This window comes from Pseudaminobacter soli (ex Zhang et al. 2022), from assembly GCF_014595955.1.
Taxonomy (GTDB): domain Bacteria; phylum Pseudomonadota; class Alphaproteobacteria; order Rhizobiales; family Rhizobiaceae; genus Kumtagia; species Kumtagia pseudosoli.
Map to the genome: position 1 here is coordinate 125,034 of NZ_JABVCF010000014.1, position 12,884 is coordinate 137,917.

General features: G+C 60.1%; 12 protein-coding genes and 1 pseudogene. 4 read left to right on the plus strand and 9 right to left on the minus strand.

The window, feature by feature from the left end; all coding sequences use genetic code 11:
• Window positions 1–23: 23 nt before the first annotated feature.
• Both HUI96_RS23385 and HUI96_RS23390 read right to left on the minus strand, forming a co-directional pair.
• Entirely contained in the window at window positions 24–1,400 is a 1,377-nt protein-coding gene (locus tag HUI96_RS23385; RefSeq protein WP_188257118.1) for an aminotransferase class I/II-fold pyridoxal phosphate-dependent enzyme, read from the minus strand.
• A 57-nt stretch (window positions 1,401–1,457) separates the two neighbouring features.
• Window positions 1,458–2,018 carry an outer membrane protein gene (locus tag HUI96_RS23390; protein ID WP_188257119.1) on the minus strand — a complete coding sequence of 187 codons (561 nt, stop codon included), beginning with the start codon at window positions 2,016–2,018 and terminating at the stop codon, window positions 1,458–1,460.
• Window positions 2,019–2,616: 598 nt separating this feature from the next.
• Between HUI96_RS23390 and HUI96_RS23395 the strand changes: the two are divergent.
• Window positions 2,617–2,805: pseudogene (locus tag HUI96_RS23395) on the plus strand (NAD(+)--rifampin ADP-ribosyltransferase); the annotation flags it as partial.
• Window positions 2,806–2,845: 40 nt separating this feature from the next.
• Here the strand turns inward: HUI96_RS23395 and HUI96_RS23400 are convergent.
• The 5 genes from HUI96_RS23400 to HUI96_RS23420 all read right to left on the minus strand — a co-directional run bounded on the left by HUI96_RS23400 (window position 2,846) and on the right by HUI96_RS23420 (window position 7,973).
• A complete protein-coding gene (locus HUI96_RS23400; protein WP_188257120.1) occupies window positions 2,846–3,778 on the minus strand; it encodes a 3-keto-5-aminohexanoate cleavage protein in 933 nt (310 codons plus the stop codon).
• 67 nt (window positions 3,779–3,845) lie between these two features.
• Window positions 3,846–4,619 (minus strand): amino acid ABC transporter ATP-binding protein, encoded by a 774-nt coding sequence (locus tag HUI96_RS23405; RefSeq protein WP_188257121.1) that lies wholly within the window; start codon window positions 4,617–4,619, stop codon window positions 3,846–3,848.
• Window positions 4,619–5,620 carry an amino acid ABC transporter permease gene (locus HUI96_RS23410; protein ID WP_188257122.1) on the minus strand — a complete coding sequence of 334 codons (1,002 nt, stop codon included), beginning with the start codon at window positions 5,618–5,620 and terminating at the stop codon, window positions 4,619–4,621. The genes HUI96_RS23405 and HUI96_RS23410 overlap by 1 nt, the downstream gene beginning before the upstream one ends.
• 89 nt (window positions 5,621–5,709) lie before the next feature.
• Complete coding sequence (locus HUI96_RS23415) at window positions 5,710–6,870, minus strand: amino acid ABC transporter permease (protein ID WP_188257123.1); 1,161 nt, start codon at window positions 6,868–6,870, stop codon at window positions 5,710–5,712.
• Window positions 6,871–6,929: 59 nt separating this feature from the next.
• The gene (locus HUI96_RS23420; RefSeq protein ID WP_337918600.1) at window positions 6,930–7,973 is read right to left on the minus strand and encodes an amino acid ABC transporter substrate-binding protein; all 1,044 of its coding nucleotides are present in this window, start codon (window positions 7,971–7,973) and stop codon (window positions 6,930–6,932) included.
• A gap of 432 nt (window positions 7,974–8,405) precedes the next feature.
• Here HUI96_RS23420 and HUI96_RS23425 point away from each other — a divergent pair, with 432 nt between their 5' ends.
• The 3 genes from HUI96_RS23425 to HUI96_RS23435 all read left to right on the plus strand — a co-directional run bounded on the left by HUI96_RS23425 (window position 8,406) and on the right by HUI96_RS23435 (window position 10,872).
• On the plus strand, window positions 8,406–9,077 hold the full coding sequence (locus HUI96_RS23425) for a GntR family transcriptional regulator (protein WP_188257124.1): 672 nt from the start codon (window positions 8,406–8,408) through the stop codon (window positions 9,075–9,077).
• A gap of 83 nt (window positions 9,078–9,160) precedes the next feature.
• Window positions 9,161–10,480 (plus strand): aspartate aminotransferase family protein, encoded by a 1,320-nt coding sequence (locus HUI96_RS23430; RefSeq protein ID WP_188257125.1) that lies wholly within the window; start codon window positions 9,161–9,163, stop codon window positions 10,478–10,480.
• A gap of 167 nt (window positions 10,481–10,647) precedes the next feature.
• A complete protein-coding gene (locus HUI96_RS23435; protein ID WP_188257126.1) occupies window positions 10,648–10,872 on the plus strand; it encodes a hypothetical protein in 225 nt (74 codons plus the stop codon).
• A gap of 558 nt (window positions 10,873–11,430) precedes the next feature.
• On the opposite strand, the gene HUI96_RS23440 is transcribed toward HUI96_RS23435, so the two are convergent.
• Both HUI96_RS23440 and HUI96_RS23445 read right to left on the minus strand, forming a co-directional pair.
• Window positions 11,431–11,832: a hypothetical protein gene (locus HUI96_RS23440; RefSeq protein ID WP_188257127.1), complete on the minus strand. Its 402-nt coding sequence runs from the start codon at window positions 11,830–11,832 to the stop codon at window positions 11,431–11,433.
• A gap of 47 nt (window positions 11,833–11,879) precedes the next feature.
• Window positions 11,880–12,878 (minus strand): hypothetical protein, encoded by a 999-nt coding sequence (locus tag HUI96_RS23445; protein WP_188257128.1) that lies wholly within the window; start codon window positions 12,876–12,878, stop codon window positions 11,880–11,882.
• Between the last annotated feature and the right edge of the window lie 6 nt (window positions 12,879–12,884).

Here is a 12,884-nt window from a genome sequence, read left to right on the forward strand (position 1 = left end):
GGCTGAAGGCAAGCCGCCGGCCGTTAGGCTTCGGTCAGTGTGTCGTCCAACGCAGTTGGCGTCTTGCCGGCCCCAGGCAAAGCCACCTGCTGAGCGCCGGTTTCGCCCTGTATTTGATCCAGTTCCTCCGCCGCGCTGTCCATCGCGCGATTGAAGGTGGCGACCATGGCCTCGATGTCCTCGGCAGCATGTGCCGCCATGACCTGGAAGCGGAACCTGGATTGTCCCAATGGGACGGCCGGAAATTCCACCAGATTGGCAATTCCCGCAAACAACGAGAGATATTTCGAGGCCAGGCGTCCCAGAGCCTCGCCGCCGACACGAACCGGCACGATAGGGGAAGGCTCCCCCAGCACTTCGCGGCCGGAGCGCGCCATGGACTCACGCAAATGATTCACGTTATCGCGCAGCTTGTGCCGCAGTTCTTTCCCTTCTCGCCCCCGGATGATCGAAAGCGCCTCCAGAACCGTTGCGGCCTGGACTGGCGACAGAGCATTCGAGAATGTGTGCGGCGCGCTGTAATATCTCAGATATTCGGCGGCGGCCCGCGTCTTGACGGCCACAAAGCCGCCGTTAGAGGCGAAGGTTTTTGAGAAGCTCCCGATGATGATGTCGATCTCGTCGAGCATTCCCTGCTGGCCGATGTGGCCGAGACCGTCCTCGCCCATGCAGCCCAAGTCATGAGCGCAGTCGACCAGCAGACTCGCCCCGTAGGCGTCACAGACACTTCGAAGCGCCCTGAGATCAGGGGTGTCGGAGTGCATGGAAAAAAGGCTTTCCGTCACGACGAGAATGTTGTTCTTCGTGTCCGCAGCGCGAATGTTCGCCAGCCTGCGGGCCACAGCATCTGAGTCGAGGTGCCGAAAGTATTGCACCTTTTGAGTTGCGGCCGCTGCTCCCGCCTGGAGGCAGGAATGCGCCAGCATGTCCATCACGACGTAGTCATCCGAACGGACAAAGCCCTGGATGGCGCCATATCCGGCGGCCCAGCCGGTCGGATAAAGCACGACCTCACGGCCCCCGAGGAATTCCGAAAAAGCCGCCGACAACTGCAGCGAATAGGCGGTGTTGCCGAGAAGGGCGGCTGAACCGGCGCTATGGACGCCATATTTGTCGATCGCTTCCCTTGCCGCCGCCTTTATCCTGGGATGGGAGGACAGGCTGAGATAGTCCTGCGAGGCGAAATTGACGCCTGAGGTGGCCTTCCCGGCGTCTGTCCTGATGTCCGATCGCGGCCGGGGCGCCGACGAGGTCGATCGGGCGTAGGGCCATAGGCCATGCTGACGCCGCAGATCCTGCCAGCTGAAGAAGCTGTCGGCACGCGCCATGAGACCGCTGTTCTTGAGTGCGCGATAATCCTTCAGGCTTCCGGACAGTGCAGCTTTGGGTATCGATTTCATCAGCGACGTGTCTTTCGTTCGGTGCGAAGGTCGCCGGCGAAGCGTCCTGGCCGATCCCTAGAACCTGAAACTCACCCGTGCCTTCACGAGATCGAGCTGGCCGTCGATCAGCGTTCCGTCGAACCGATCGAACTGCATGTGGTCCCAGCTCACGCCAGCGACGAGATTGTCGCTCAGGAGGTAGTCGGCGCCGGCGCCTGCCACCCAGCCCCAATCCTCCAGTCCGATGTTGGTGGTGATATACGTGGCTCCGGCATGCCCGGTGAGCAGCAGACGATCGAAGGCGAAGCCGGCGCGGGCTTTTGCCGAGAAGGCGTTTTCGACATCGATGGGGAAGCCTTCGAAATTGATGTCGAGCCGTGTGTATTCGGCTTCGCCCCCCAGAACGAAGGCACCGAATTGGTGGAGATAGCCGGCATGCGCGCCGAAGACGACGTCATCTCCCGACGAACGAAGCGCCGGAGTAAACGAGCGGTCAACATCCCGAAGCCAGCCATAACCACCCGAAATACCAAAATAGGGAGCGCTCCAGTCGACCGCCGCCCGCCCAGCGTCAGCCGCCTCGCTAGCGCTACTTGATAACAAACAAATGAAAATGCCGAGAAACCGCGCGCTCATCAATGCCCTTGTCGAATCCACACAGACGAGGTGGCAATAAGCAACTTTCCAGGCCGCCTTCAAGCGGCCTGAATAAGGATTATTAATTTTCCTTTAAGTATTTACTATTATAAGACAACCAGCCAATACTTTATCACATCCCGCAATTAACCCGACAATATATACACTAATCTGAAGATTATATCGCGCACCTGGATTTGCGCACGATGGAATATCGCTAGCATATTGCGCATCATTCGGGGCTTGTTCACTGGATGCCGTCTGCCATCAACCGCTCTCAGACAGGCCCTTCTAGGCGCATAATCGGCGCAGAGACATCTGTAAGAGAGGCCACACAGTCATCGCGGGAAACGGTCTTCCCAATCCTGCTTCTAATCTGTTGGCAACCTTCACTTCCCGGACGCTAAATGGCCGTTTTGTAATCGCGGGAACGACCTACACACCAAATTTGATGCACGGGAGAGCAGGCCTGCTGAAGCCGACTTTACCTTACCCGCACGGCCAACGCTTGTTTCCGATAACGTACGTGGAGTGGCACGCACCATGACACCAATTCGCTTGGGACAATCTTGGGACAATAAGGATGAGCAGCGAACCGATGTCGGCTCCCGATCACACGACCTCGCGCCAATTTTACCACGGGACCCGGGCCGACCTGAAACCGGGAGACCTAATCGCCCCCGGCTACAGCTCCAATTACGGCCCACGAAAACAGGCGTCCTGGGTGTCTCTGACCGGCACCCTGGACGCGGCCATCTGGGCTGCCGAGTTGGCCACCGGTTACGGGCGGAGGCCGCGCAAGATATGCAGTAACCGGAACTGAGTTCCTAGAAAGCGACCTTGTCCGCACCCTTGAGGCGCAGGATCTCGCGCGCTTCCGAAGGGGTCGCGACGGTCTTGCCAAGGCCTTCGATGATCTTGCGGACCATGCGGACCTGATCGGCACTCGACTGGGCCAGGCGCCCTCTGCCCGCCCACAGCGAATCCTCCAGCCCGACGCGGACATGACCACCCATCGAGGCGGACATGGCGGCAATGCGCAATTGGCTGGCGCCGGCACCGAGCACCGACCAGACGTAACTGTCGCCGAACAGACGGTCGGCCGTGCGCCTCATGTGCAGAACGTCTTCCTGATGTGTTCCGATGCCGCCCAGGATCCCGAACACCGACTGGATGAAGAAAGGCGCCTTGACGAGGCCGCGATCTGCAAAATGCGCAAGATTGTAGAGGTGGCCAATGTCGTAGCACTCGAACTCGAAGCGCGTACTGTTCGCGGAGCACTTCTCGAGGATGTACTCGATCTCCTTGAAGCTGTTTCGGAAAACGAGGTCGCGGGTCGCCTCCAGCGCCGGGGCCTCCCAATCGTGCTTGAATTCCTTGTACTTCTGCAGGAGCGGGAACAGGCCGAAATTGATCGAGCCCATGTTGAGGGAGGCGACTTCGGGCGCATAGGCCAAGGCAGGCTGCACGCGCTCCTCAACCTTCATGAAGGGGCTTCCGCCGGTGGTGATGTTGACGACCGCGCCCGTCCCGTTCTTGACCGCGGACAGGAAGCGTCCGAATGCCTCGATGCTCTGGTCCGGCCTCCCTGTTTCCGGATCGCGGGCGTGGAGATGCAGGATGGCTGCGCCAGCCTCGGCGGCCAAATTCGCTTCGCGCGTGATTTCTTCCGGCGTGACAGGAAGATAAGGCGACATCGACGGCGTGTGGATGGCGCCCGTCAAGGCGCAGGTGATGATGACTTTATCTCTTAAATCCATCTGCTTTCCTCGATATGACTTCTGGCCGCCTGGAGTCTGTTCGAACCAGGCGCATTAGACTGATATTTCATAGACCGCGATCGGCCACGTGTTCGAAGAACTCGACGAGCCGCCCTTCGCCTCTTCTGCTGAAGATGACTTCCGGCGGCTCGTCGTAAAGTATCTTTCCGCCTTCCATGAAGATCATGCGGTCGGCGATCCTGCGCGCGAAACTCATTTCGTGCGTCACGCAAATCATGGTGATGCCGGTGTCGGCCAATTCATTCATCACGTTCAGGACCTCGCCGACCATTTCGGGATCGAGTGCGGACGTCGGTTCATCGAAGAGCATCACCTGCGGCTGAAGACATAGCGCCCGCGCGATAGCCACGCGCTGCTGCTGTCCTCCGGAAAGCTCGTTCGGGTATTTGGCGGCATGGTCGGTCATCCTGACCCTGGACAAGAATTCCAGCGCGCGGTTCCGCGCTTCCTTCTCCGTGACCGAGCGTGCCACGGGACCAACCATGCAATTCTCCAACGCGGTCATGTGCGGGAAGAGATTGAAGTGCTGGAAGACCATACCGACCTTGCGGCGGATCTGGGGGACAGTCCCCAGAGCCCGGCTGACCGGAACTCCCCCAACGGTAATGACGCCATCCTGGTAGTCTTCCAGGCCGTTCACGCAGCGGATGAGCGTGGATTTGCCCGAGCCAGAGGGGCCGAAAACGATGATGCGCTCGCCCGACTGAATCGTCAGATGGATGTCCTTGAGTACTTTGAAGCTTCCAAATCGTTTGGAGACACCCTGGAAACGAATGAAGGCCTTTGCCTTGCCATCGGATGATGGATCTGCACGCGTCATCAGCGTCGTCCAACCTTGAGGTGGCGTTCAAGTTTCTGGCTGTACCAGGAAATGCCGCCGCAAAAGATGAAGTAGACCATGGCGGTGAATGCATAGGCCTCGATGTAGATGCCAGACCAAGCCGGATCGCTGATCGCGGCATTCGTGGTGCCCATGAGATCGTGCATGCTGATGATGACGACGAGTGATGTGTCCTTGAACGCTGCGATGAACACATTGACCAAGGAGGGGATCGACAGACGGAAGACTTGCGGCAGGATCACCTTGAAGGTGGCTTCCCAATAGGTCAGCCCGATGGTTTCCGCCGCCTCGTACTGGCCCCTGGGGATAGCCTGGAGCCCGCCGCGCAGCACTTCGGCCATGTAAGCGGCAAAGAACATGACGAATGCCGCCTGGGCGCGCAGGATCTTCGAGATTTCGAAGCCGCTCGGCAGGATGATCGGCAGCAACAGAGCCGCCATGAACAGGATGCTGATCAGCGGCACGCCCCTGATCAACTCGATATAGGCAATCGAAAGCCAGCGGATGACAGGCAGTTTGGACTGCCGGCCGAGTGCGAGCAGCACTGACAGGATCAGGGCCAGGAAGATGCCGAAGACGGAAAGCATGACCGTAAGCGGCAGACCGCTCCAGCGGTCGATCTCCACACTTTCCAGACCGGCAATGCCGCCCGCCATCAGCATGCTCGACGCCGCGATCGTCACCGCCCAAAGCCCGATCAGAAAACGCCCCCAGTTGCGCCGGCGCCACTGGCGCCAGTCGGCGCTCAGCACCAGCGCGGCCAGCACGATGATCATGGCCAGCAGGGGGCGCCAATGCTCGTCATAGGGGTAGCGCCCGAATATGATCAGCCGTGCCTTGGCACCGACAAACGCCCAGCACGCGCCCTCCTGTTGAATGCAATCCTTAGGGTCGTCAGTGAACCAGATTGCGTCGGCGATCCCCCAGCGCAGCAGGGCGGGAATCGCCGTGACAAGCAGCCATAAAATGACGACGGTCAATGCCGCGTTCACCGGAGTGCCGAACAGCGGCCTCAGGACTGTCCGCAGTCGGTGACGCCCGTCGGTTCCTTCATCCCCCCCTGCAGACATCAGGTTCCCTTGGCAAGATTGGCCTTGTTATAGGCATTCATGAGGGCGGAAATTGCGAGGCTGATCGAAAGATAGACCGCCATAATGATCGCGATTACCTCGATGGAGCGTCCGACCTCACTGATGACGACGGTCGCCACACGCATGATCTCGGGATAGGCAATCGCGACGGCCAATGAACTGTTCTTGACGATGTCGAGATACTGGCTCGCAATCGGCGGCACGGAAATCTTCAGCGCCTGCGGAAGGACGACCAGGCGCATGGTCTGGCCGTCGCGCAGGCCGAGCGAGGCTGCCGCCTCCTTCTGGCCGGCTGAGACGCCAAGGATGCCGGCGCGCACGTTCTCGGCGATGAAGGCGGCCGAGAAGATCGAAAGCCCGAGAAACACGGCGGTAAATTCGGGCGTGATCGAGGCTCCGCCCTTGAAGTTCAGTCCGGCGATCTCTGGAACGTCGACACTGCCGGTCGTCAGCACCACGGCGAGCATGGCGACAACGGCCGCGCCTGCGAGGCGAAAATCGCCGAGCCGGCCGAGCGAGCCCGTCCGCTCCCTGCTTGTGGCGCGAGCCGCCAAGGTCGCAAGCAGCAGCACCGACAGCGCCACAAGGGCCCAGAACGCAGACGGCGGCATCTGAATGACCGAGAAATACACGCCCCGGTTCGTGAGGTAGAGGCCCTCGATCGGGCTAAGCGCCTTGCGCGGCGTTGGTAAGGAGCGCGTGATCACCGCATACCAGAACAGCATCTGGAGGATCAGCGGGATATTGCGCATCAGCTCGATATAGCCGGACGAAAGGAGGCGCGAGAGGGGATTGCTGGACAGCCGCAGGATGCCCACCGCGATGCCGAGCACGGTGGCCGTGACGATGCTGGCCAGCGAGACAAGCAGAGTGTTGACGATGCCGGCCCAGAACGCCGCCAGCACGCTGTCGCCGGCGACGAACCCGGTGATGCCCTCTCCGAGCTCGAAGGAGGCCCGGCTCCAGATGAACCCGAAACCGAGAGTGGTCGAGGTCTTCGCCAGGTTGGCCGAGGCGTTACCGATAAAGAAGGAAAGAACGGCCAGAAGGCCGACCACCACGGCGATCTGCGCCGCGCTTCGCCGGAAAAAGGGGCGCCTCCAGAAAGGAGGCGCTTGATAGTCGCCGAAAGTCGTCAACGCAGGTTCTCACTGTGGTGGGCGGGCGGGACCATTTCCCCGCGCGCCCTTGACCAGGGTCACCGCCAGGACGGCGCAAACAGCAGACCACCGCGTTCGTGCAGGTCGTTCATCCCGCGCGGAATCTGGAGCACGGAGTCGGCGCCCAGATGGCGGTCGTAGATCTCGCCGTAATTGCCGACGGCCTTGATGACGTTCACGACCCAGTCGTTCTTCAGCCCCATCTGTTCGCCGAGATCGCCGTCCACCCCGAAGAACGTACGCACGACCGGATCGTCCGACGTGAGCTTCTCTGCGACATTGTCGCGGGTGATACCGAGTTCCTCGGCCGTCACCAGGGCGAAATGCGTCCAGCGGATGACGTCACCCCAGCGCGCATCGCCTTCGCGATAGAGCGGCGCTTCATAGGATTTGGCAATCACCTCGGGCAGGATCACATGGGCATCGGGGTCCTTGAAGCCCCGACGCGCGATCGCCAGCGAGGGGGTCTCGTGGGTCATCACATCGCACCGGCCGCTCTCGTAGACGGTGGGCACCTGCGCTTCCTGCTCGACCGCGATCGGGGTGAACTTCATGTTGCGGGCACGGAAGTAGTCGGCAACGTAGCGTTCCGTCACACTGCCCGCCAAGACGCAAACCGAAGCACCGTCCAGATCCTCGACACTCTTCGCGCCAAGCTCGGCGTGCGCCATGAAGCTTTGGCCGGTGTAGAAGTTCGGCGGAATGAAATCCATCTTGAGCTGGGTATCGCGCGACAGGGTATACGTCACGCTACGCGAGAGGACATCCACCTCCCCCGACTGCAGCGCCGTGAATGACTGATTGAACGCAAGCGGAACGATCTTTACGGCCGCTGCATCTCCCGAAATCGCCGCCGCGAAGGCATGGCAATAATCGATGTCGAACCCGGTCCAGGTTCCCTTGTCGTCCAGGAACGAGAAGCCGGCCAGTTGATCGGAAACGCCGCACCTCAGCTCGCCCGCCTTCTGGACATCCTCTAACGTGTCGGCCGACGCGCCCTGCGCCGTCATCGCCAGGATTGCCGCGCCTGCGGCAAGGCTCGCAAGCCAGCGCTTCCCACCCATTTTCCTATGCAGTCCCACCTCAGACCTCCCAGTGTTTTGACCTGCCATGCTCCGAAGTCCCGAGGCATCCCGGATCCTTGCGAGGACGGCCTCCTGGAAGAGGCGTGCCAGGCACCTTCGTAACGCGGTATTCACAATCACAAAATGTGTTGAAACACAACATAGTTCGTTACAGCGATTTCGGTGACGGCGGCGGCGTCCCACCCGAAGACTCATAACCCTCGAAATTTAATACCATTTGTCGTCATCCGGCCTCTTGCCGACCGATGTAAGACTTATGGATTGCGCTAAATGTCGGAGCGATGTAATGTGTGATCACATTAACCGATATGAGCGTGAGGAGTCTGGGTGGGGCCGAAACTGACGCGGGGTTCAGTCGAGGAGCGCACGGCCGCAGCTTCCGGTGAGCCGGCCTTCGCAAGCTTGCAGTCGCGGCAAGTTCCCTCCGTCTTGGCCGGGCTTGCCAGCGTGACGCGCCGGCCCCTCCAGGACCAGATCTACAACGCGCTCTATAAGGCCATATCCTCGGGCGCTTTCGCGCCCGGCCAGCGCTTCTCTTTGCGCTCCGTCGCCGACGCGCTGGGCACGAGCACCATGCCTGTGCGCGAGGCCGTCGGCAGGCTTGTGGAGATCGGAGCGCTCGAACTCCTGGAAAACCGTCGCTTGCGGGTGCCACTTCTCGACGCCCCGCGCTATCGTGATTTGATCCGCGCCCGATTGCTTATCGAGGCTTCCGCCACCGAAGCTGGCGTTCCGACCATCTCAGACGAGGCGATAGCCGAACTGGCCCGCATGCACCGCGACATGTGCGAGCTGTCGGAAAAGCCCTACACGGATGAGTATTCCGGGCAGTACCTGGCCATCAACCGCAACTTCCATTTCACCATCTACGAGTCCGCCAAATCCCAGACCCTGACCAACATCATCGAATCGCTCTGGGTTCGTACCGGACCTTTCCTGCATATCCTGCACCAACGAGCCTCGACTTGGCGCGGCAATGATATTCACGCGCGCATCCTCGAGGCCGTTCAACGAAGAGACGGGCCGGCCGCCAAGCTGGCCATTTATGAAGACATCGAATCCGCGATGAATTACGTCATAGAAGACGAAATGTTCAAATGACTATGCAGCCGGCCAATTCCTCCCCGGCTGTATTCCAAGTACACGAAAATCCACATCTCGAATGAGGCGAAGCAGGCAGCACAATGTCCGGCAACATCAGCAATTTCCAACTCGATTCCGCACTCGAGGAGGCCAGGTCTCGCTTTCTGAAGCGGAATCCCAAAAGCGCAGACGCGCATGAAAAGGCGACGCGTTCAATGCCGGGCGGCAACACGCGCACAAGCCTCTTCTACGCTCCGTTCCCGCTCGCCATCGCGCGCGGCGATGGCCCTTATGTCTGGGATGCAGACGGCCACAAATATCTCGATCTCTTGGGCGAGTTCACAGCCGGGCTCTATGGCCATTCCCATCCCGTCATTCGTGAGGCGCTCAATCGTGCGCTGGACAATGGACTCAATTTCGGCGGCCATGGGCTCATCGAAGCCGAGTTCGCCGAAGTTTTGTGCCGGCGTTTCAAGTCGATCGACCTGATCCGTTTCACCAACTCGGGCACGGAAGCCAATCTGATGGCGATCAGCACCGCGCTCGCCATCAACAAGCGACGCAAGGTCCTGGTCTTCAACGGCGGGTATCATGGCGGCGTGTTCACCTTCCACAGCGGCCACAACAGGATCAACGCCCCGTTCGACTTCATTCTTGGCCGTTACAACGATGTTGCCGGGACAAGACAACTGATCGAGGACAACGCCCTGGCCCTCGGCGTGGTCATTCTGGAGCCCATGCAGGGCGGCGCGGGCTGCATTCCGGCTTCCGCCGATTTCCTGTCCATGCTTCGCGAGGTAACGGCGCAGCACGGCATCACCATGATATTCGATGAGGTCATGACCTCGCGCCTGGGTGTCGGAGGTCTCCAGGGAGAAGTCGGCATCACCCCTGATATGACGACACTCGGCAAATATGTCGGGGGCGGCATGAGCTTTGGTGCCTTCGGTGGCACGGAAAAGATCATGAGACATCTTGATCCTAGGCAGCCCGACGCATTGCCGCATGCGGGCACGTTCAACAACAACGTGCTGACCATGTCTGCCGGGCTCGCGGCCATGACCCAGATTTATACGCCGGCGGCCGTGGCAGAACTGAACCTGCGCGGGGAAAGGCTGCGCGGGCGGCTGAATGCGCTGTTCGCCGAACGCAACCTTGCGATCAGTTTCACCGGGCGCGGCTCCATGATGAACATTCATCCGACGACCGCGAGCGTCGAGAATGTGGAAGATACCAAGCGCGGCCGCCCCGAAATCCGCGATCTCTTCTTCTTCGAGATGCTGGAGAAGGGATTTTATTGCGCGCGACGAGGCATGATCAATCTCTCGCTGGTCATCACCGACGAGCACGCGGATCAGTTTGTCGCCGCCATCGACGAGTTCGCAACAGTGCACAAAGGGTTGCTTTCGGCCCCGGCCTGAGGCGGTTCTGAGTTGAAGGAGTTTTAGAAAGAGAAAGAAGGGTTGCGTAAGGCGCGGGCCACAGACCCCGTAAGCTCATCTAAGCGGAGGCGGCGAAGGGAAGCTCATCCTTTCGCCGCCCTTTCTGTATCGGCATGTCAGGATCGCTCCGCGGTGCGAAGTGCCATATGCCGGGCAAAGGCGGCTCGGCCGTGCCGCTGATCCGGGAGGCGATCGCCAAGGGCGAACTCCTCCGGGCGCGTGCCACCGTCACCGCAGCCGATATCGAGGTCGCGGAGCCCTATTTGCGCGAAGCGAGCCAAAAATGCGCCTGCCTGACCAGGGCATGGACAAGGTCACGCGACTGGTCTGGGCTAACCATAGTGGCTAACCATCTTGCAAAACATTGGTAATAATAATTGGCCAGATGAATTTTTCCTGAGTCAGCCAACCATTTGACTTCATTGAATGCGGCGAATATTTCTGAGTCACTCTCGGAAAATTCTTGAATCACGTTGGCGATTACTGACCGCGGAACGCGTTGCAAATTCTCTCCGATTGCGGACGGCCTGCGCCTGGGATGACCAACGTGGATGCGCGTACCAATGCGCGTCTCGAGGGGTTGCCGATCGTGTAGCTAGTCTCTCGGATAAGCCTTCGAGCCCGCCGGTTTCCTTGGGCCTCGGTCGGCCGCGCGGACGTATTCCGGATGCGGCGAAAGATTCGGTTTCGGATGCTGGTAAAGATTCAAATCCGGATGCGTAGAAGGATTCGTCGAGCCAGACGAATCGCGTGTTTGGGCATTCAAGACAGATGCCGCAAGGGTCACTTACGACGACGAGCGCCCGGCCTGAATCTGCTGTACGGTGTGCATCGAAGGATGGATGACCCCGATCGATGCCATTACGCCCCGCCGACGAACATGAAGCCAAAGACTCAGTGTTAGGGCCCGGTTGGATCGCCGGAACACACTAGCCGGACAGGAGACAGGTGGCGCGATCGATAAACGCTGCACGCTCCCCCACACACCAGACAAGTTTGTCGCCATGCTTGAGGCGGACGTGCGGTTCGACACCTGCCTGCCTCAGCGCCTGCGACAAATGCTTTGAAGACACGACAACATTCCTTTCGCGCAGCAGGTCCAAAAGGTCGGTGGTCAACGCGAAACTGGCTGTGAACTCCATGATGTCCGCTGCCCTGATTGTCCTGGGCAGAAGCCGAGCCGCGACCAGGGCATTGACGTTGTGAGGCGTGGTGCCCAGCAGGCGCGCGGCTTCGCCCTGAGTGAGCCTGACATCACTGAGGGGGGTATCGTCACCGGACGGAAGCAGCGCAGTAAGCACCGCCATGTCGGAAACGGCCAACGAGGTCATGAGAGCCGATAGCCTCCCCTCGATCCTCCAGACGGGGATCCTACTATTCAATATCCTCTCGTCGCCCAGAAGCAGAGCGGCGCCTCGGGAATGCGATTAATCCCTTTGGTTATTCTGACAAACGCAGCGGGCGGCTCGTCAGTGCGGACGAGCCTCTCGACATTGGCGATCAGAGCCTCGACTGATGAGCCATGATAGTAGTCGTTCCCCATGAGAAGCACGGTGACGGGACCCGTCTCCCTCAGGAGCAGTCTGCGCTCCGAGAGCTCCGCGAGCGCTGCCCGTGGGATACCGAGTTGGACGGCTACTGCCTGCGATGGCACCAGGGTCGGTTTCAGCGCCGCGATGCATTCGATCTGCCCGCGATCCAGGAGTTTCGGCCCCTTGATCGTGTTCTCAGCGCGAAGCGTGCGGACGTCGGGGTGGCGGCTGAGCTTCGCTACCAGCCGGCGGGTGCAGTTCAGGATCTCGGCCGCGTCGCGTTGCGTCAACAAGTCCGAGCGGTGGCGATTCTCGGTTCTTCGTATCCGGTGCGTGCCGTCAGCCGTCATAACCATGTTGTCATCGAGTTTTCGCCTGATGAGTTGCCGCGCGATCGACGGAATACTCCCGTCCTGCGTGATCGCCAGAAGCGGCCCAAGCTCCTTGCGAATTCCGAAGTGCCCCGAACGTGCTTCGGAACTTCCGCGAACGGTCTCTGCAAGACGATGAAAGGCGCCGGGCCAATCAAGAAGCGCGCGGCCAACTCTCGAGAGCACCTCGGGAGAGAACCGAGCATACTCATCCTTGTTGGCTGGCCTCCACAGGCTCGTAGTGCACCTCTGCGGGTCGGCGACAAGAGCGCAGCAGATCGACATCGCCATATCGAACAGTTCGCCTCGGGACATGACCCGAAGGTCGTCCGCGAGTGACGGATTGAAGGAATTCCGTACCGACGGATCAGGATCAATCAGCCCCGTCACGAAATCCAGCGCCTGCATGTCGTTCACATGCACGAGAGGCTGGGGGAAATCCCGCAGGTCGACTGCTCCCCGAGGGAAGCCCACCTCGTC

Coding starts and splice junctions, on each gene's coding strand:
- HUI96_RS23405 (WP_188257121.1), bottom strand. CDS start 4,619: ATGACGCGTGCAGATCCATCATCCGATGGCAAGGCAAAGGCCTTCATT.
- HUI96_RS23400 (WP_188257120.1), bottom strand. CDS start 3,778: ATGGATTTAAGAGATAAAGTCATCATCACCTGCGCCTTGACGGGCGCC.
- HUI96_RS23440 (WP_188257127.1), bottom strand. CDS start 11,832: ATGACCTCGTTGGCCGTTTCCGACATGGCGGTGCTTACTGCGCTGCTT.
- HUI96_RS23390 (WP_188257119.1), bottom strand. CDS start 2,018: ATGAGCGCGCGGTTTCTCGGCATTTTCATTTGTTTGTTATCAAGTAGC.
- HUI96_RS23435 (WP_188257126.1), top strand. CDS start 10,648: ATGCCGGGCAAAGGCGGCTCGGCCGTGCCGCTGATCCGGGAGGCGATC.
- HUI96_RS23430 (WP_188257125.1), top strand. CDS start 9,161: ATGTCCGGCAACATCAGCAATTTCCAACTCGATTCCGCACTCGAGGAG.
- HUI96_RS23385 (WP_188257118.1), bottom strand. CDS start 1,400: ATGAAATCGATACCCAAAGCTGCACTGTCCGGAAGCCTGAAGGATTAT.